This window comes from Bacteroides difficilis, from assembly GCF_048319815.1.
Taxonomy (GTDB): domain Bacteria; phylum Bacteroidota; class Bacteroidia; order Bacteroidales; family Bacteroidaceae; genus Bacteroides; species Bacteroides zhangwenhongii.
The window spans coordinates 3693276-3714124 of the sequence record NZ_CP182814.1; the positions used below are offsets into that span (position 1 = coordinate 3693276).

Annotated in this window: 19 protein-coding genes; all 19 read left to right on the plus strand. The window is 38.7% G+C overall.

The genetic code is table 11. The annotated features are described in order from the left end of the window. Positions 1-349 precede the first annotated feature (349 nt). The 19 genes from ACNOGP_RS14195 to tnpC all read left to right on the plus strand — a co-directional run bounded on the left by ACNOGP_RS14195 (position 350) and on the right by tnpC (position 20562). Positions 350-1297, plus strand: a complete 948-nt coding sequence (locus tag ACNOGP_RS14195) for a tyrosine-type recombinase/integrase (protein WP_287667890.1) — start codon at positions 350-352, stop codon at positions 1295-1297. A 354-nt stretch (positions 1298-1651) separates the two neighbouring features. Next, positions 1652-2230, plus strand: coding sequence for a UpxY family transcription antiterminator (locus ACNOGP_RS14200; RefSeq protein WP_195533932.1), 579 nt, complete (start codon positions 1652-1654; stop codon positions 2228-2230). A gap of 27 nt (positions 2231-2257) precedes the next feature. Further along, positions 2258-3007 carry a polysaccharide biosynthesis/export family protein gene (locus ACNOGP_RS14205; protein ID WP_186968565.1) on the plus strand — a complete coding sequence of 250 codons (750 nt, stop codon included), beginning with the start codon at positions 2258-2260 and terminating at the stop codon, positions 3005-3007. Between the two features lie 37 nt (positions 3008-3044). Beyond that, on the plus strand, positions 3045-3818 hold the full coding sequence (locus ACNOGP_RS14210; RefSeq protein WP_418213091.1) for a polysaccharide biosynthesis/export family protein: 774 nt from the start codon (positions 3045-3047) through the stop codon (positions 3816-3818). A 23-nt stretch (positions 3819-3841) separates the two neighbouring features. Next, positions 3842-6259, plus strand: a complete 2418-nt coding sequence (locus ACNOGP_RS14215; protein WP_418213092.1) for a GumC family protein — start codon at positions 3842-3844, stop codon at positions 6257-6259. Positions 6260-6299: 40 nt separating this feature from the next. After that, the gene (locus ACNOGP_RS14220; RefSeq protein ID WP_418213093.1) at positions 6300-8207 is read left to right on the plus strand and encodes a polysaccharide biosynthesis protein; all 1908 of its coding nucleotides are present in this window, start codon (positions 6300-6302) and stop codon (positions 8205-8207) included. 107 nt (positions 8208-8314) lie between these two features. Beyond that, a complete protein-coding gene (locus ACNOGP_RS14225; protein ID WP_418213094.1) occupies positions 8315-9112 on the plus strand; it encodes a hypothetical protein in 798 nt (265 codons plus the stop codon). 113 nt (positions 9113-9225) lie between these two features. Next, complete coding sequence (locus ACNOGP_RS14230; RefSeq protein WP_418213095.1) at positions 9226-9600, plus strand: hypothetical protein; 375 nt, start codon at positions 9226-9228, stop codon at positions 9598-9600. After that, positions 9594-9929, plus strand: coding sequence for an IS66 family insertion sequence element accessory protein TnpB (tnpB, locus tag ACNOGP_RS14235; protein WP_418213096.1), 336 nt, complete (start codon positions 9594-9596; stop codon positions 9927-9929). The genes ACNOGP_RS14230 and tnpB (ACNOGP_RS14235) overlap by 7 nt, the downstream gene beginning before the upstream one ends. Before the next feature lie 175 nt (positions 9930-10104). After that, complete coding sequence (locus ACNOGP_RS14240) at positions 10105-11778, plus strand: IS66 family transposase (RefSeq protein ID WP_418213097.1); 1674 nt, start codon at positions 10105-10107, stop codon at positions 11776-11778. 231 nt (positions 11779-12009) lie between these two features. Continuing rightward, entirely contained in the window at positions 12010-13554 is a 1545-nt protein-coding gene (locus ACNOGP_RS14245) for a polysaccharide biosynthesis protein (protein ID WP_418213098.1), read from the plus strand. Further along, a complete protein-coding gene (locus ACNOGP_RS14250) occupies positions 13545-14558 on the plus strand; it encodes a glycosyltransferase family 2 protein (RefSeq protein ID WP_418213099.1) in 1014 nt (337 codons plus the stop codon). The genes ACNOGP_RS14245 and ACNOGP_RS14250 overlap by 10 nt, the downstream gene beginning before the upstream one ends. A 285-nt stretch (positions 14559-14843) precedes the next feature. Further along, on the plus strand, positions 14844-15584 hold the full coding sequence (locus tag ACNOGP_RS14255) for a DapH/DapD/GlmU-related protein (RefSeq protein ID WP_418213100.1): 741 nt from the start codon (positions 14844-14846) through the stop codon (positions 15582-15584). Then, entirely contained in the window at positions 15581-16582 is a 1002-nt protein-coding gene (locus ACNOGP_RS14260) for a glycosyltransferase family 2 protein (RefSeq protein ID WP_418213101.1), read from the plus strand. The genes ACNOGP_RS14255 and ACNOGP_RS14260 overlap by 4 nt, the downstream gene beginning before the upstream one ends. Further along, complete coding sequence (locus ACNOGP_RS14265; protein WP_418213102.1) at positions 16579-17739, plus strand: glycosyltransferase; 1161 nt, start codon at positions 16579-16581, stop codon at positions 17737-17739. The genes ACNOGP_RS14260 and ACNOGP_RS14265 overlap by 4 nt, the downstream gene beginning before the upstream one ends. Positions 17740-17745: 6 nt before the next feature. After that, positions 17746-17940 (plus strand): acyltransferase family protein, encoded by a 195-nt coding sequence (locus ACNOGP_RS14270; RefSeq protein WP_418213103.1) that lies wholly within the window; start codon positions 17746-17748, stop codon positions 17938-17940. 64 nt (positions 17941-18004) lie between these two features. Beyond that, on the plus strand, positions 18005-18367 hold the full coding sequence (locus ACNOGP_RS14275) for a hypothetical protein (protein WP_418213023.1): 363 nt from the start codon (positions 18005-18007) through the stop codon (positions 18365-18367). Next, on the plus strand, positions 18361-18696 hold the full coding sequence (gene tnpB / locus ACNOGP_RS14280; RefSeq protein WP_349073185.1) for an IS66 family insertion sequence element accessory protein TnpB: 336 nt from the start codon (positions 18361-18363) through the stop codon (positions 18694-18696). Before ACNOGP_RS14275 ends, tnpB (ACNOGP_RS14280) begins: the two co-directional genes overlap by 7 nt. A 72-nt stretch (positions 18697-18768) precedes the next feature. Next, positions 18769-20562: an IS66 family transposase gene (gene tnpC / locus ACNOGP_RS14285; protein WP_418213024.1), complete on the plus strand. Its 1794-nt coding sequence runs from the start codon at positions 18769-18771 to the stop codon at positions 20560-20562. Positions 20563-20849 lie beyond the last annotated feature (287 nt).

Sequence of the window (20849 nt, forward strand, 5' to 3'; positions counted from 1 at the left end):
GATTAATACGACCGCTCGTTTTGAACCGATCGAACGGTCTGATGAGTGTAAACGAGCGGTCGTTTGGTACAAAATATACGGTCGTTTATATTGAATCGACCACACTTTTGAGCGGCACCCCATGCGGCACCCCTTCATGCCTTCTGAAATGCCCTGTTAATGGGGGATACGGAAGATACCCGAAATGCGTTCCGGCACCCCATGCGGCAACTAATATATATAATAAATAAAGAATGTATTAAAATACATTATATCTTTTTTCTCTGTAGAGTGCGATCTATCTTCGAAAAGATTCGTTCTTTTGTCGCTTGCCAATAATGGTATAATAATCAAATAACTAATGGTGCAAATGACGAACAAAAAAGGTTTTAGTCGGTGTGGCGAGCTCTACATCGATCGTTTACGTGAAGAAGGCAGATATTCTACAGCGCATGTCTATAAGAATGCTCTTTTTTCTTTCAGTGTGTTTTGTGGTACGTGTAATGTGTCGTTCAGGCAAATCACCCGTGAGAGCCTGCGGCTTTACGGGCAGTATCTTTACGAGAATGGGTTGAAGCTTAATACGATTTCTACGTATATGCGTATGCTTCGTAGCATTTACAATCGTGGGGTGGAAGCGGGTAATGCCCCTTTTGTGCCGCGATTGTTTCATGAGGCTTATACGGGAATCGATGTTTGTCAGAAGAGGGCTTTGACTGCCGCCGAACTGCATAGGCTTTTGTTTGATGATCCCCGATCGGAACGTTTGCGCCGTATTCAGGACATTGCTTCCCTGCTGTTCCAACTTTGTGGAATGTCGTTTGCCGATCTGGCACATTTGGAAAAATCGGCTCTTGAAAATAATATACTTCGCTATAATCGTATCAAGACGAAAACGCCGATGAGTGTAGAAGTGTTGGATAGCGCTATGGTGAAGATCGACCGACTGCGGAGCGTTCGGAAGTCTCAACCCGGTTGTCCGGATTATTTGCTTGATATTCTTTGTGGTGATAAGACAAGGAAGGATGAAAAGGCTTACCGGGAATATCAGTCTGCCCTTCGTCAATTTAACAAAAATCTGAAAGAGCTGGCGAAGGCGTTACATCTGAAATCTCCGGTCACTTCTTACACGCTACGCCATTCGTGGGCTACTATTGCCAAGTATCGGGGAGTATCCATTGAGATGATTAGTGAGGCATTGGGACACAAATCCATAAAAACTACACAAACTTATTTGAAAAGCTTTGGACTGGAAGAACGGACAGAAGTGAATAAAGGAAATTTATCTTACATTAAAAATTACTGCGTGAAAGGATAATTAAAGGTAATAGGTTGTAAATCAGTGGTAAATAGTATCCGTTACTTCTTAGGTAACGGATAACATACATTGGGTACATACTCTATGATGAAAATGAGAAGAATGCAAGCGTAAGGAGGAATAATCACGAATTTGCTTGATATTCAATAAGAAAAATTTGGATTTAGACAACAAAGATATAGAGCATGAAAATAAAACCATTTTCATGTTCAAGGGCTTTTCCTATGCTAAAAATCACATAAAACGAAAAAAAATATAAGATTGCTTGTTTACTATCTATGTTTTTGGCTATCTTTGCAACAAATTTTAAATCCGTTACCTAAGAAGTAACGGATGCATATGGGGTAAAAAAACATGATTTTAACAAACCGAAAATCAGTAAATGCTGGGCCTAGCAATGGGACAGGGGAAGGCGTAGCACACTCTAAACGTTGGTATGTAGCTTTGGTTCGTATGCATCACGAGAAGAAAGTTGCCGAGCGTTTGGACAAAATGGGGATTGAAAATTTTGTTCCTGTCCAACAGGAAATTCATCAGTGGAGTGATCGGCGTAAAAAAGTAGAAGCAGTTCTTCTTCCAATGATGGTGTTTGTCCATGCCGATCCGAAGGAACGTATGGAGGTTCTCAGTTTTTCTACAGTTAGTCGCTATATGGTGATGCGAGGTGAGAGCACACCGGCAGTGATTCCCGATGAGCAGATGGCTCGTTTCCGTTTCATGCTTGATTATTCAGAAGAAGCTGTTTGTATGAACAGCTCTCCTTTGGCACGTGGTGAAAAAGTACGTGTCATCAAGGGACCTCTGACCGGATTGGTCGGTGAACTGGTCAATGTGGATGGTAAGACTAAGATTGCCGTTCGACTGAATCTGTTAGGTTGCGCCTGCGTAGATATGCCTATAGGGTATGTGGAAACTGCCAGTGAGAAAAATTAGTACTCATATCATTTATCCGCTATTTACATGAAAAAGAATTTGTCCGGTGCTTTTGCACTTATCCTCTTTTCTTTTTTCTTTTCGGCGTGCCAATCTTATAAACAAGTTCCCTATTTACAGGATGCAGAGGTCTTGAAACAGGCGAATGCACAGATTGCACCTGTTCAGGACGCACGATTGATTCCCGGTGATGAAGTATCTATCCTTGTTTCCACTTCCGATCCGGCAGTGTCACAACCTTTCAATGCGCAAGGCAATGTTTTTCTGTTGGATAATCAGGGAAATATCAACTATCCGGTTCTAGGGAAACTATCATTGAATGGGTTAACTAGTCGTGAAGCTGAAAACCTGATCACGGAGAGACTGAAAGCATACGTTAAAGAAAGACCTACAGTAGTAGTCCGTATGTCCGGTTTTAAAGTGTCAGTTTTAGGAGAAGTGGCTTCTCCGGGTGTTTATCCGGTAGTGAATGAGCAGATTAATGTACTCGAAGCCCTTGCCATGGCGGGAGATTTGACCATTTATGGTGTTCGTGATAATGTAAAGTTGATTCGCGAAGATAAAAACGGTCACAAGCAGTTTATCACACTCAACCTGAATGATGCGGATTTATTACTGTCTCCTTATTATCAGCTACAACAAAATGATATCTTGTATGTCACTCCCAATAAAGCCAAAGCACAGAGTGCCGACATTGGACCAAGTACCACATTGTGGATTACAGGATTTTCTGTCTTGTTATCTATTGCCAGCTTATTGGTTAATATACTTAGATAACACCTTAATTATTCTCGATGTGAATTTATAAAGCTTGATGACTATGAAAAAACTGAAGCAATTGATTTTGGGAGTGTTACTCGCTATTGTGTTAATCTCCTGTCAATCATATAAGAAAGTACCTTACTTGCAGGATATGACTCAGGTCAGTGATATAGAGCAAGGAGGAAGACCGATAGGTGTGAAAGTAATGCCTAAAGATTTGTTGATGATTACTGTGTCTTGCTCTACACCGGAGTTGGCTGCACCTTTTAATCTGGTAAATCCAGATAGTGAATCTTCTGCTCCGCAACAATATTTAGTAGATAATCAGGGTAATATTAATTTTCCGGTGCTAGGAGAGATTCATGTAGGTGGATTGACTAAACTGGAAATAGAAAACCTGATTATAGAGAAGTTAAAAGTGTATCTGAAAGAAGCGCCGCTTGTCACTGTACGTATTGCTAATTATCGGATTTCGGTATTGGGAGAAGTTGCCAAACCGGGTAGTTTTGTCGTGTCTAACGAGAAGATTAATCTATTGGAAGCGCTTGCCATGGCTGGTGACCTGACTATTTATGGTATGCGTGATAATGTGAAGTTGATCCGGACGGGGCAGGATAATAAGCAGGAGATTATTACGTTTGATTTGAATAAGACTGAAACTGTAATGTCTCCTTATTATCAGTTGCAGCAAAATGATATTGTTTACGTAACACCTAATAAGACTAAGGCTAAAAATTCAGATATTGGAGTAAGTACAGGGTTGTGGATCTCCGGTGTTTCTGTTTTACTTTCAATAACAAATTTATTATTAACTATACTAAGATAAATATCAAAAGTAAAAGAATGACAATGAAAGAAAACTTGCACAAGGATAATGTACGAGATATAGAAGAAGGTAGTGTTGATTATAAGGAACTTATCTTTCAGTACATAATTCATTGGCCTTGGTTTGTGGCTTCTGTTCTGGTATGTTTGATTGGATCTTGGGCATATTTGCATTTCCAAACTCCTGTTTATCAGGTATCTGCTTCTATCATGATAAAAGATGATAAGAAGAGTGGTGGAAATTCCGCTGATCTGGAAAGTTTGGGATTAGGAGGAATGATTACTTCTACACAGAGCATTGATAATGAAATTGAAGTATTGCGTTCAAAAACGATTCTTAAAGAAGTTGTCAATAATCTGGAACTTTATATTCAATATTACGATGAGGATGAGTTCCCTAAAAAAGAATTGTATAAAACTTCTCCGGTAATCGTAAATCTGACAAGTCAAGAAGCGGATCAATTGCCGGGTACAGCCTTGATTGATATGAAATTGGCTCCTAAGGGTAGTTTGGATATACAGCTAAAGATTGGAGTAAACGAATATACTAAACATTTTGATAAGCTTCCGGCAGTATTGCCTACGGATGCAGGTACATTCGGATTTACATTGAAAGATTCTTTATTAAATGGGAAAGTAGTAGGACAAAATGAAATCCGAAATATCAGTGCTATGGTCAATCGTCCATTTGGAGTGGCAAAAGGATACCAGAATATGCTGAATATAGCGCCTACTTCCAAAACGACTTCTGTAGCTGTTGTCTCACTGATGAATACGAATATACAGCGTGGTCAGGATTTTATCAATAAGCTGATGGAAATGTATAATCGGAATACGAATAATGATAAGAATGAAGTTGCCGAGAAAACAAGGGAGTTTATAAATGAACGTATTCAGATTATAGATCAAGAATTAGGGAGTACAGAAGATAAATTGGAAGCATTTAAACGAAATGCGGGACTGACAGATATCAGCAGTGATGCGCAGTTGGCTGTATCGGGAAATGCTGAATACGAAAAGAAACGTGTAGAAAATGGAACTCAGATTAATCTGATTCGTGATCTCACTAAATATATCAATAACCCCTCGAATGAATATGAAGTGCTGCCGGCTAATATTGGTTTGTCCGATAATGGTCTGACTACTCAGATAGATCGTTACAATGAATTGATTTTTGAACGTAAGCGTTTGCTTCGTACTTCTACAGAGAACAATCCGATGATTGTCAATCTGGATACGAGCATTCGTGCCATGAAAGCGAATGTACAGGCTGCTATTGATGGTACTTTGAAAGGATTGCTTATCGTCAAAGCGGATTTGGATCGTGAGGCGAGTCGTTTCTCCCGTCGTATCAGTGACGCTCCAGGACAGGAACGGCAGTATGTAAGTATTGCCCGTCAACAGGAAATCAAAGCGGGGCTTTATCTGATGCTTCTCCAAAAGCGTGAGGAGAATGCGATTACGCTGGCTGCTACGGCTAATAATGCAAAGATTATTGATGAACCGGTAGCGGAAGGTGGCCCTGTTTCTCCAAGACCTAAAATGATTTACATGATTGCTTTAGTGGTAGGAGTAGGACTGCCGGTCGGTATTATCTTCTTGATTGGCTTGACTAAATTCAAAATAGAAGGACGCAACGATGTAGAGAAACTGACTACTCTGCCTATTGTCGGCGATGTGCCGTTAACTACTGAGAGAACGGGTTCCATTGCGGTGTTTGAGAATCAGAATACTTTAATGAGTGAGACTTTCCGTAATGTACGTACCAATCTTCAGTTTATGCTTAAGAGTGATCAGAAAGTGATTTTGGTAACTTCAACGGTTAGTGGTGAGGGGAAATCATTTATTTCTGCGAATCTTGCAATCAGCCTTTCTTTGTTAGGTAAAAAAGTAGTGATTGTCGGTCTTGATATTCGTAAACCCGGTTTGAACAAAGTCTTTAATATCCCGCGAAAAGAGCAGGGTATTACCCAATATCTGTCAAATCCGGAAAAGAATTTGATGGATTTCGTTCAACTTTCGGATGTTAATAAAAATCTATATATCCTTCCGGGCGGAACAGTGCCGCCTAACCCTACGGAGTTATTGGCTCGTGATGGCTTGGATAAGGCGATTGAGATATTGAAAAAGGATTTTGATTACGTGATATTGGATACCGCACCTATTGGTATGGTTACGGATACTTTACTTATTGGTCGTGTAGCGGATCTGTCAGTTTACGTATGTCGTGCCGATTATACCCGTAAAGCGGAATTTACGTTAATAAATGAACTGGCAGAAAGCAACAAGCTACCTAATCTTTGTACGGTAATCAATGGTCTGAATCTCCTGAAGAAGAAATATGGTTATTATTATGGCTATGGTAAATATGGCAAGTACTATGGTTATGGCAAACGTTATGGATATGGCTATGGTTATGGAGAACATAACACAGAAAAGTAAAAGATAATAGTTAGTACTCTCAGCGTAAATCAATTGAAAAATGAAAGATAAACTATTAAAGTTCTTTTTCTGGTATTTCGGTAAGGGAGCGTTACCCTATTGGTTCATACTTTGTGTTGACTCCTTTATTGTTGTTTTTTCAGGTCTGTTTGCCCAAGTACTCTATGCCGGTTTTTATAGTACTGTTACAAATATTTTTGGCATAACGTCTTCATTATGCTGTTACTTATTGGGCTATTTGATCGGTTTCAGAATAATGCACACATATAATGGTGTCATTCGCTATTCGTCTTTTGTAGATCTTTATCGTGTGGCGATGGCTAATCTTATAGGTGTGATACTAGTGTTTATTGTTCGTCATTTAACCCCGATTGATCAAGTACTGGTACCGCTCTCATGGCAGGTATTGTTCATCAGTTTCATTGTGGCTACAACTGGAATGTGGGGAATACGTATTTTGGTAAAATATGTATATGATATATACTTTGTAAGTGCGTCGGCCCAGAAAGTGTTTATCTATGGTGTAAAAGAAGGGGGAATAGCACTGGCCAAAAGCATTCATTCGCAAGAGTCACAGTTTGTTGTAGCCGGTTTTGTAAGTGATGATGCCAAAGACTGGCAACATATATTGATGGGTGCCAAGATTTATCCCAATAACGAGAATCTTGTAGCCAAGATGAAACAAAAGGGAGCTACGGTATTGATGGTTTCACCATTGAAAACGGAAAGTCTGCGTAATAACCAACAGATGATTGATTCGTTGGTCGAAGCCGGAGTGAAAATCATGCTGTACTCGCGTCAGGAATGGGACGGAAAGAGTGACTTGCGTCATACTCAACTTAAAAAGATTGATATTGAGGACCTTTTGCCTCGTAACCAGATTGAGGTCGATCTTGAGGCTATCGGTAAGATTTTTACAGGTAAATGTATTATGATTACCGGTGCAGCAGGTTCTATCGGCAGTGAGATTGTTCGTCAGGTAGCCTCTTTCAAACCTTCACAAATGATACTAATAGATCAGGCTGAAACTCCATTACATGATATACGGTTGATGATGATGCATAAGTTTGCCGACATTCCGGCTCTTACCCTTACCGCTAGTATTAGTCATAAATGCCACATGGAAGCCGTGTTTAAGGAATATAAGCCCGATTATGTGTTCCATGCGGCCGCATATAAGCACGTTCCAATGATGGAGGATAATCCAGGTGAGGCTGTTGTTAACAATATTGATGGAACTCGCATTATAGCCGATCTTGCAGTAAAATATAAAACCAAGAAGTTTGTGATGGTAAGTACGGATAAGGCAGTTAACCCTACCAATGTGATGGGCTGTTCAAAACGTATATGTGAAATGTATTGTCAGAGTCTTAATAAAGCTATTGCCGATGGTGCGGTAAAAGGTTGTACTCAGTTTGTGACTACCCGTTTTGGAAATGTCTTGGGTTCTAATGGCTCTGTCATTCCTATCTTTAAAGAGCAGATTAAGAACGGTGGTCCGATAACTGTGACTCATCCCGATATCATCCGTTACTTCATGCTTATCCCTGAAGCTTGCCGTCTTGTACTTCAAGCAGGTTCGATGGGGAATGGTGGTGAAATTTTTGTCTTTGACATGGGCAAGCCGGTGAAGATTGCAGATCTGGCGAAACGCATGATTTTACTTTCAGGAGCACAGGATATACAGATTAAGTATACCGGCCTGCGTGATGGTGAGAAGCTTTACGAAGAACTGCTGAATAAAGAAGAAAATACTAAGCCCTCTTCACATCCTAAGATAAAACTAGCTTCTGTACGCGAATTAGGTTATGATGAGGTGAGTGAACAAATAAACAAACTTATTGAAATTACTAAGGATGGCTATAACGATATGGATATCGTACGTCAGATGAAAGTACTAGTGCCGGAGTTTAAGAGTAAGCATAGTAAGTACGAGGTTTTAGATTAGTCTTTATGTCAATACTTGATAGCTTTTGTCTGCTGATTTTTATTTCGTGTGTAAGTTATGGAAACGAATTAAAGAGGTTTCTTATATTAATAAATACTTAAAGCAATATGAATAAGGTTATTTTATTGATGACTGCATCTGTAAGCACTAGAGGCATGAGGGGGGGATGTTTCTCGAATGAAGAGCGTGAAAGTATGTATGTGGCAACTTTAGCTTATTATATTGAACATATTCTTAAAAAAGACCAATATCGTCAAATCGTTTTTGCAGAAAACTCAGGATGGAATATTGAAAACTTAAAAGCTAAATTACCTATATTTGATAAAAATAAAATTGAATTTGTATCATTGAATCCAGATGAATTTGATATTAGTAAAGGTAAAGGATTTAATGAAATGTTGATGATTAATAAAGCTTTAGAGATCTCTGAATTTCTCAAAAAGAGTAGTTACTTTTTTAAAGTAACGGGGCGATACCCAATTTATAATTTGAACTATTTTCTAGAAAAAGCTGATAAGATACTTGGATATCAAGGATTCGATATGTATTGTGACATCAAAGATCATAGGCTGTATGATTGGTTTATGCCAGGATGGAATGGTCATAGTTTCGAATGTAGATTATTTGGAGTAAAAAAGAACTTTTACCAAATTGAGATTGCGCCATTATACTCTTCTTGCAATGATTACAATGGTTCTTTTATGGAGGATGTGATGTTTGCTTTTGTGAAAACATGCAAAGGAAATATTAAATTACGATTTAAGAGAGAGGCCCATTTGGGTGGAGTAGAAGGGAGTGATAGTACAGCGCTATCTTTTTCTAAAAATCAGGATTCATGGAAAGGTAATATGAAACGAATGATAGGCAATTTTATTCGCATATTTTTACCATTCTTTTATTTCTAGTTCAAAAATTCCGTTAACATCCAATTTTATTGCCGTTAGCATCCAAAAATGACATATAGGATAACCGATATAAAAGTCAGAACTTTGCTTTCGTTAAATGAAAAGCCAAGTTTATGTATAGTTACAATGATTTTGAGCGTCTATTTTTGCGCTATAAATTGGAAGGCGTTCCTTCCGGTGTTTCGATTGAGCAATTCTGTTTGTCTAACCAAGTCCCTTATAACCTGTTTACCAAATGGTACAAGGATACCCGCAAGAAGATAGTTCCTGTTCAAGTTTTGGCTGCTCCCTCGCCGGAATCAGAAATGCAGGAACTTCCTTCCCCTCTTCCGGAAGGAACTCTGGAAGTGGACACCCTGCTTTCTTCGAGTACCGGACTTCGAATCCTGGTGGACATCCGCATGAGCAACGGTGTTCATATCAGTCAGAAAAATTTAAGCTACGCAGGCTTGAAAAGTCTGGTAGAGAAATTGGAGGTCTTATGTTGAATATAACCGGTCTCAACCGTTTTTTCCTTGTCCGGGATTTTCACGATATGCGCTGCAAATATGATAAGGTCTTATCCATCATCCATCAGCGGTTGAATCGTGAACCGGAAGACGGAGATGTCTTTATCGTGATGTCCAAAGATTTACGTCTGGTGCGTTTGTTCAGCTATGACCGTCGGTCTTGCAGTATGTTTGAGAGACGTTTCAGACCCGGCTACAAGTTTATGCGGGTAACCTATAATGGTAATGAAAGTATTTATTCAATCAATTGGCGGGATGTCATTCTCTTGTTGGAATCCCCTGTTGTTAAAAAGTTGACAGTCAAATAATTAACAAATAAAAAGTAGTTGAAATATTCTTTTATTTCATTGTTTTTTTGTATCTTTGAGGAAACAAAGATACTGAATATGAATGAGTTGGAACGAATGAAACTGCTTTCTTCCGCAAGGAAGCTTAAGGAACGGGAGGATACTCCTGCCCCTTTTGAAGACCCCATATTCAGATATGATACCTGAGGAGAAATCTAAAATGATCATGGAGCTTGTGGCTTCCTGTGATCGGGATGCCGAACGCATCCGTCGTGACGAGGCTCGCATAGACGCGCTGTTGTCCAAGATTGACGAACTGTTGTCCTTGCAGAAGGCCGCCATGGCTGCGGAAAAGGAGCTGGACGCTTATAAAGCGATGAACAGTAATCTGTTGTCTAAAATAACAGCTTTGGAAGAGCGGCTGAAAGTCCGTAACAAGAACCTTTATGGATGCAAGAGCCAGAAGGGAATCCGTAAAAAGCGTGTGAAGGACGTAGAAGACCTTATCCGTGACAAGGATGATTTCGACGGAACTCCGCAATCCATCGGATCTCCGTCTGCGGAGGCTGGTGGGGAAGCGGTGGAGGAAGAGGGTTCCGAAGCAAAATCAAAGGAGTCGCGTCTTTATCGCCAGGGACTTGCTTACCGTACCATGAGTGCCGACAATACGGTTTGTCACAACAGTGACATCGGCCGGCTTCCCGCAGGTTCCGTCAGCATCAAACGTTTCCGAAAATATGCCTACGAGCAGGTAAGCAGGCTGGTGGAGCATGATTACGAGGTTATCCGCTATAAGACGGCTGACGGTAAAATTCACGAAGGCTATTTCCCTTTCAGCAGCCATCCTGAAATCATTGACGTTGTTCCGGGAACGCACGCCTCCGGTTCTTTCCTTGCTTATCTTGCTTTCAACAAATATATTCTGGATACGCTTCTTTATCGTGAGATGTACAGATTATTCGGTGAATCGATGCGTGTGAGCCGCATGAGTCTGACCAATTGGCTGGAAAAAGGCTCCATTCATCTCTGTGGGCTGGTTACTTATCTTAAGAACACTTGTCTGGAGAAGGACTCCATTGTCAACTGTGATGAGACCTGGTGCCGTGTAAGGCGTGAAAGATGCTATAAGAAGAAATACATATGGTGTCTGGTCAACAGACTCTCCAAAGTGGTAATCTATTGCTACGAGGATGGTTCCAGGGGACGGGATGCCCTGAAGCATATCCTGGGTGACAGTCAGGTGAAAGCCCTTCAGTCGGACGGCTATAATATCTATATGTATCTGGATGATCATATGGTAGATATAGAACATCTTTGTTGCATGCCCCATGCCCGTTCGAAGTTCAAGTATGCTTTGGAACAGGGTGATGATGAGGATGCCGCATTCATATTGGAGCTGATCGGTGAGCTTTACAAACTGGAGCGTGAGTATGAAGAAGGTAAGTTGTCTCCTGAACAGATAAGGTTTTGCCGGAATAATTTAAAGACGAAAGAAATAATCATCAAGTTACGCGGCAAGCTTGACGCCTTGCTCAGTGACGCTCATCCGACCTGGGGGGATCTGATGGAGAAGGCCATAAGTTATATGAATACTTTTTGGACTCAGTTGTTCGCTTACTTGAATGACGGTTCTTATTCAATCGACAATTCCATTGCCGAACGATTTATTTGCCCCTTGGCGGGTGAGCGGAAGAACTCGTTCGGAAGTGATAGGATGGCCCGTGTCTCGTTGGTGTATCATACCATCATCTCAACATGCAAGATGCAGGGTGTGGCTGTGCTGGATTATTTCAAGAGGTTTTTCAGCGAGATTGTTAAAGGACGTAGGGATTATGAACATTTATTGCCCTTGACTATCGGATTGAACTAACAATAAATTTTAAAAATCAGTATCCTTTTTGACGTTATTTATTAGGAAACCGCCCTGTGGCGGCTTTCCTTGAGGTATACGTCAAAATTGGACGCTAACATATTTTTAGCATAAAAAGTCATTATGAATGTTAAAATGGAAACTCTTGGCGGTGGTAAATGCTGATATTTAATGGAAAAAATAATTAGTATTTACAAATGAAGTTTCACAGCATTATATAATCAAACAAAATTGAAAGGCATGACATCTATTTCAGATAACAATAAAAGAATTGCAAAGAATACAATCCTGTTGTATATACGTATGGGGATATCAATGTTTGTATCTTTATATACCTCAAGGGTTATATTGAATACTCTTGGAGTAGAGGACTTTGGGGTTTACAATGTTGTTGGTGGGGTTGTCGGAATACTGGGTTTTTTGAATTCTGCGATGAGTGGGGCTACTTCTCGTTTTTTAATCTTTGAATTAGGAAGAAAAGACTTGAATCGTTTGAAAGAAACTTTCAGCAGTGCTTTGTTGGTACATATTGGAATTGCGGTGATTGTTTTCATAATTGCAGAAACTATAGGGTTATATTTTTTGTATGGGAAGTTAGTCATACCGGAAGGGAGAATGAATGCTGCTGCCATTGTTTTTCAAATTTCTATTCTGACAGCTATGATAGGAATCATTCAGGTCCCCTATTCTGCAAGTATTACTTCTCATGAACAGTTTGGTTTTTATGCCTATATTGAAATACTGAATGTCTGTTTGAAATTGATTATTGTCTATTTACTGGTTATTGGTAATTGGGATAAACTTATACTATATTCTATATTGATGTTTTTTTCTTCTTTTATTGTGATGATGATATACCGTTTATATTGCTTGCGACATTTTCGAGAATGTCATTTCCAGTGGAGATGGAAACGGGAAATACTCCTACCTATGATTTCTTTTTCTGGATGGGATTTATATGGTAATATGAGTGTCACAGTCCGCCAGCAGGGTGTGGTGATGTTGATCAATATTTTTTGGGGAACCGTAGTAAATGCAGCGGTGGGAATTGCGTCAGTTGTACAAACAACGATTTCGAATATGGTAATTAATATTCTGTCAGCATTTAACCCTCAGATTATAAAACAATATGCTGCTGGAAATTTAGCATATATGGAGCAACTGATGTCTTTTTGTTGTAAGTTTATGTCAATATTGTTTGCATTACTTTCAGTTCCTTTTATTTTTGAAATGAACTTTGTATTAACAGTTTGGCTGGGAATCGTACCTGAGTATACTGTAAGCTTTGCACAGATTGCGCTTATTTCCAATTGGATAGGTTTGATGAATAGTGTTTTCATTATTCCAATTCGTGCAACTGGACAAATGAAAGAAGTTAGTTTTGTGACTGGTAGTCTTTATTTGTTGACACTACCAAGTATTTATGGTGTACTACATTTTTGTGATACTCCGATTTCTGCCTTCATCTGTATGTTACTGTCCAATAGTCTAATTTTGCTGGTAAACTTACGTATCTTCAAGTTAAAGTTTGAAAAATTTCATTTTTGGAGTTTTTTTCAATCCTCCCTGTGTCCTGTTGTATTAGTAGTGCTGTTTTCCATTCCTTTTTTTATAGCATTACATTATTTCTTTCAAGAAGGTTGGTTGAGACTTATTATTTCAATTTTGTTATCTTTTTCCCTTATTCTCGGTGGTTCTTATTTGTTTGTACTGAATGCTAATCAACGGGTGATGATAATGAGTCTTATAAAAAGAAAGGTATGCTTATGGCACTAATATCTGTAATCGTTCCTGTGTACAATGCAGAGATTTATTTGGCAACTTGTGTTGAAAGTCTACTTTGTCAATCCTTGACAAATATTGAAATCTTGTTGGTTGATGATGGCTCTTCTGATTTGTCTGGTATAAAATGCGAACAGTATGCTAATTTAGATAGTAGGGTTCGTGTCTTTCATCAGGAAAATAGAGGTGTAGTGTATGCACGGAACCTAGGAATAGAAAAAGCATGTGCACCTTATCTTTTCTTTTTGGATGCAGATGATACTCTTTATGATAGTAATGTATTGGAAATGTTGTATGATAGAATGAATCAGGGTGGAGTAGACATGATAGTAGGTGATTTTCAACGAATAAATAGAAATGAAGAAAAAAAATTGGTACATAGGTTGGGTAGTTCGGAAGTATATTCTAATATTGATGCCTTGAACTTTACATTCCAATATTTTCCGAATTTTTATTTGTGGGGAATATTATATCGGAAGGAGCTGTTTGATGATATTTTTTTGTCTCAAAATTATTTGATAGCAGAGGACCAGATATTATTAACCTCAGTCATGTTGAAAGCTACAAATATTGTCTATATACCCACTCCAGTGGTGAACTATTTTATGTCTTTAACTTCTGTAACTCGGATTCCTACTTTGCAAAAGTGTATTGACTTCTTTGATGCGACATGCGAGGTGGAAAAGCGGGTAAAAGAAGCTGGAATGTTGGAGCAGCTTTCATTTAGTCTTCAATTGTTTTTGCTATTGCATATTCGTTTGTGCTTTCTCTTCTTTGAATCAGTAGGTTTTTATCGAATTGTAGAAATAAAGGAACGCATTCAACGATATGCAGATTCGGAGGCAATGTGCTATATAAGGGAAAAGGAACCATTTTTATATAAGAGACTGATGGCTTTTTCTTCAGCTCTTTGGAGGTATAAATTATATCAATATATGGAAAATATAAAAAAAATATTTGCAAAAATATTAAGATTACAACGAACACTGTGGAACTAAGAGTATGCTAGAATATACGACTGTTGTGGGGATTTCTGCTTATAATACGGAAGATTATAGTAAGGAATATTTATATTTATTATGTAGAGATTATTGAAATGTAGCAGTGATTGTTATTATTGATGAAAGTACAAACCGTTCAGCCGACCTAATAGAAAAGATAATGACAAATAATCCAAAGGATTATTTGTATAATTGTCGGTAAGGTATTTTGGGGAATGTTGAACATTAAAATAATTTGTTTTCAATCTAGCATTGTTGCTGAAATTCCAAATAATTTAGAATATGACAAACTTGTTTATTTTATGTAAGAGAATAAAAAGATTTATTTTGAGATTATTTTTAGGACATAAGCATATGGTTACTTCCAATGAATTTATAGCTTATTTGCGTTCTCAAGGGGTTCAGGTTGGAAATAATGTATTTTTTCGGTCTCCCCAGACTGCCTGTGTTGATGTAACTCGCCCTTTGCTTGTAGAAATTGGAGATAATTGTACAATACTTGAAAATTTCCTTCTACTGACGCACGATAATGTCAAAAAGGTATTTGGTAATATTTATCATGAATTTCTGCCATCGTCAGGTCCTGTTTCCATTGGCAATAACGTATATATTACTAGAAACTGTACCGTTTTGAAAGGCGTTACTATCGGTGATAACTGTATCATAGGCTTTGGTTCGATTGTAACAAAAGATATACCTGCAAATAGTGTGGCTGTAGGTGCACTTGCTAGAGTAATATGCACCATTGAAGAATACTATGAAAAAAGGAAAAAGCAAAGTTATGAAGAGGCTATACGGTATGCATGTATCATTTATAAAAAGACAGGAAAGCGACCTACGGTTGAGCAGATGTATGAAGAATTTCCATTTTGGATGGAGGGAGATGAAGATGATCATCGCTTGAAATTTTCTGTAGCTCAACAGACTGCTGGATACCATGATATATGGAAGAAAGAGCACAAAGCACCATTCAAGAGTTTCGATGAATTTGTAGATAAGGCATTGGAAGAATATAATAAATGAACAATCCTAAACATTCCATCATAGTACCTGCTTACAATACTGGGAACGCTATACGTCAGTGTATTGATAGTGTGCTCAAGCAGACATATCCCAATTGGGAGCTTATTATTGTGGATGATGGTTCCAAAGATAATACTTCGGAAATCATCGATGAGTATGCCAAGAATGATAATCGTATTAAGGTTTTTCATATACCTAATGGGGGTGTTTCATATGCACGCAATGTCGGATTGGCAGCAGCTCAGGGAGAATATGTGATGTTTGTGGATAGTGATGATTGGATTGAGTTGGATTATTTGCAGCAAGTAGGGAATCACATGGATGACGATGCTGATATGTATATTGTGGGTATCACTCAAGATCATGAGGACAATAATGGTAATATATATTATTCTGAAATAAAGGGGACTCCTGTGTATCGTCATATCTCATCTGTAAACCTACATTCTGAAATAGGTTATTTGTTGAACACGATAAATATGGAGTCAAGTTGCTTGAAGAGCTATAGAGCTTCCTTTTTACAGAAGCACAATATAAAATTCCTGAAGGGTATGATTGTCTTTGAGGATTTTTATTTCGTGCTTCAGTGTCTTTATCATCAGTCAAGTATTAGTTTAATTCCTTTTATTGGCTATCACTATCGTATGGAGTTGGATTATAACCCCGTTGTTCGAAGGGGGGGGGATTTTTATCCTTCTATCAGTAATCTATTTAAGATGCTTGATCTTATGGATATGAAGCTTGGACTTTCCAGCTATTCTCATGAACAGGTTATGCGCGTGATGACAGCGAAGATATCTGTAGTGTTGAATCAGTCTTTGTATGCCACAAAATGGGCAGATCGTGTGAAACCGTTCAAAATGATTTTTAGTGATGTTACAATTAAAGCTCGTATAAAGGAAATTCTTAATATTTCAGGCGGCCGATTCCGGCTTCAATATAAATTAATGAGCAAAGGAATGTTCCATCTTGCGTATATTATATGTAAATATTTATGAATATTCTGTTTTATTTTATATCTCAGATAAATCCACGTAGAGGGGGCACGGAACGTGTTGCAGATAATATTGCACATGGGCTTCAAACAAGAGGATATAATGTGTATTATATGTCCCGAATAGCTATACCTGGAAAATATGATATTTCATGTTTTTTTCTTCCTGATACTAATGGTGTCACTGAAAGAAATATCAATTTCATCAATAATTTTTGTAGGGAAAATGCTATTAATATTATTATAAATGAAGCAGGAAATACAGATGATGTTTACCTGTTTAGCAATGAACATATCAAGGGGGTAAAGATTATCACGGAGCTTCACTTTTGTCCGATGCAGTCATTGCGTTACTACTATCGCTCTCTAAATCTACCTCTTAAGTTACGTAATCCTAAAGAGTTTATCATCAATTTACTTAAATGGGCAAAGGTCCCTCTTAACAGAATGATGCATTATCATAACTTTTGTACAAACTATCAATATATGTATGAGCATTCAGACAAGGTGATTGTATTGAGTCCTTCGTACATACAAGAGTTTGTAAAGATGGCAGGAGTGGAAAATACTAGTAAAATCATATCAATATATAATCCAAATACTTTCACAATAGCTAATAGTTTATGCCGAAAAGAGAAGATTGTCCTTTTTATGGGGCGTTTGCAGTATGCACCTAAACGCGTAGATTATTTACTTGATATTTGGAAGTCTATACAGCCTAATCACAATGATTGGATATTGCAAATATGTGGTAGTGGCGATTACAAATTATCTCTAGAGGCGTATGTTAAGCAGCATAATATAAAAGGGGTTTCATTCGAGGGAAATGTGGCTCCACAGCCTTTTTATGAGAAAGCAAGTATTATGTGTATGACTTCACTGAATGAGGGCATGCCGATGGTAATAGTGGAAGCTATGCAATGCGGTGTTGTTCCTTTGGTGTATGACACCTACTCAGCTGCAAAGGATTTAATTTCGGATGGCGAAACAGGATTTGTAATTCCTCCTTTTGATAAGAGCAAGTATGTAAAAAAACTTTCTCTTTTGATGGATAATGAGGATCTTCGAATTAATATGGGAGTGAAAGCAATGCAATCTACATCTCGTTTTGAATTAGATAGTATTATTAATCAGTGGGAGAAATTGATTAGAGAAATTTAAGTATTTATGAATCGAAATATTCCCTGCCCAAGTACGCACTACCGTAAAAGAGAAGGATGGATAGATTGGGCAAAGGCAATAGGTATCTTGTTGGTAGTAATGGGACATTCTGAGTATTCTAACCCAGATATCTTGCCAATGATTTTCATGATACATATGCCATTATTTTTTGTTGTGAGTGGATACTTGTTCAACACGTAAGCAGTCAAAAATTGGCTCATAATTGAAATCTCTATCTTCGCTGCGAACAAAAATTTTAGAATTTATGTATAGCAGTGAAGATCTTGAAAGGTTTTACTTTCAGTACCAGACCGAGGCTTTGCCTCATGGAGAATCTCTCCAATCGTTTTGTGTTAAGAACAAAGTTCCTTATAACATCTTTCAGAAATGGTACAGGGATACCCGTAGAAAAGTAGTTGAAGTCCAGGTTGATGGTGCTCCTGCAATTGGTCATGAGGAAAAATCCAGTGACATTGATCAATCTCAACCGGTATCACCAGGCAGAAATGATCACCCGGTTCGTATTTGGGTTGAGATTCGTATCAGCAATGGCTTGCATTTGTCCCAAAAGAATTTAAGCTACCCGGATTTGGTTCGTATGGTAGAGAAACTGGAGGGGTTATGTTGAGTGTTACCGGTCTGAATCATTTTTATTATGTCCGTGACTTTACCGATATGCGTTGTAAGCACAGCCGTGTGCTGTCTGTCATTCGTGAACGGCTTCACCGTGAGCCCAATGATGGAGACGTCTTTATAGTCATGTCTCGCAATCGCAGGATAGTCCGTATGTTTTCATTTGATAATCGTTCATATAGTCTGTTCGAAAAGAAGTTTGTGGCAGGCTATCAGTTCATGAAGGTGGAGCGGAACGGGGCAGATATTGTTTATCGGATTGCCTGGAAGGACGTGGTTTTGATTCTTGAGAATCCTATAGTTAAAACATTAAAAATCAGATAATCAATCTATTTATCCACTTGCGGTTTTGTGATTATTTTATTACCTTTAATGCTGTAAATCAAAGGTTTAAGTATGATCGATCTGCAAGATATAATTACAACAAAACGAGAGTTGTTGAGTAGGGAAACCTACTCACGCAACCCTATAAATTATAGTGCAGGTATGGCAGAGGATCAGAAAGAGCGGTACATACAATACCTTGCCGAACAGAATCAGGATCTTCGGTTGACAAGTGATGCCATGAAGCTTGTTTTGGAGGATTTTATGGCTCAGATGAAGGATCTGAAGGCTCAGGTGTCCTCTATGGAATCGAAACATGCTGACCTTGAAAATCGGTTATCGGAAGAGCATAAACTTCGCAAATCGGCTGAGCGTAAGATAAAATCACTTCAAGAAAAACTTGATTATGCCCATCAGGAACGTTTTGGTGATAGACGTCAAAAGATACAATCTAAAGCTAAAACAAGTGATTCAGACCGCCGGAAGGAGAAAGATGATTATGATGGAACCGATGATACGCTTCGTACGGATTCGGTTGATCATGCTCCATCTCAAGAGGTAAAAGAGTCTTCCAGGAAAGAGCGTGATTTATCCAATCGCCCTGACGGTTATAAAAGGATGGGAGTAGTTGGAGAGGCGACAGAGCATCCTTCCGATTTGACAAAGGTTCCCGGTCGCATCATTGAAAGGAGAATGGTACGGGTGTTCAGTTTCCGTACTTTCCTTACGGAAGAATGTTTTGAGATGGTTCATTATGCAGAGCCTGGTAAAAAGCCCAGGTGGGGTTATTTCCCTTCTGAAGGCCATCCGGAGGTGGTGACCAGATTCGAGGGTACTAAAGCTACTCCTGAATTTCTGCAGGCTATCGCCTATGAAGTTTATGTGAAGAATGTGACTTTCGGTCTTCTTCACCAATGGCTGACAGATATGGGCATGACCGTTTCTAAAAACACATTGCGCAACTGGCTTAAGAAAGGTAAGACATACCTGGATGAATTGGTCTGTGTATTGAAGTCCATAGCTTTGGAAAAAGACTCGATAGTGAACTGCGATGAGACCTGGTGTAAGGTGCGTAAATACGATCACTATAAGAAGTGCTATATTTGGGTTCTGGTCAACAAGGCTCAGAAAACAGCCATTTTCTTCTATGAGAATGGCTCGCGCGGTCGTGATGTACTTACAGACTTTTTGGGCGATGCAGAGTTGAAGAGTATTATGTCCGACGGATACAATGCTTATGTATTTATCGGCAATGAGCTGAAATCAGCCCGGTTTAAAGATACTGTACACCAGGTTTGTATGTCACATGCCAAGAACAAGTTTGTCAAGGCTTCCAATCAGGGTGGTGAACCGACTGCAGAACGCTTTTCCGAAATTTTAAAGGAGTTCTTTATGAGGGAGCGTAAATACGATGATGCCGGATTAACTCCCAAGGAAAGGTTCCGAGAAAGGCAAAGCCTGGCAACGAAGGAACTTCTGATAGAGTTACGCAGCTTGTTGGACAGTGAACTGACAAAGGATTCAGAATTTAGAAGCCGGTATTATAAAGAAGCTCTCAATTATCTGAACCGGTTCTGGAAAGAGCTCTTTGCTTACTTGGATGATGGTGAATTACCGATAGACAACAACCTGGCTGAGCGAACCATTCGAAAGCTGACTACCCAACGCAATAATTCACTTCATTATGGTAGTGATGCCGGTGCAGAGATGGCAGCAACTTATCACAGTGTGATTGGAACGGTAAAGCTTCATGGCAGTTCTGTCTGGAACTTCATCGGAACTTTTTTCAAAAATATCTTTAACGGATGCAGGGATTATGTTAACATGGTTCCTGACAAAATCACTTTGGCTACCAGCCAATGTTAAATTCAAGACTAATTAATTAACAAAACTCGGTTTAGGGCACTGAAAAGTGCCCTTTCAAAGGGGGATGCCCTAAATTGAGTGCTTACGTTCAACACTTAAAAAACATTCAGTAATATTACTCGTAGCAACATCAAAGGACTGCTTATTCCATATGTACTTTACAATCTTTTGTTTGTTGTATATTGGGTGGCACTTGGATTTTTAAAGGTTGTAATATCTGATGTCAAAGTTTGCTTTTTTTCCAACGATTTGAAAAGTTCACAAAACCGCTAGTATACATTGGGCAA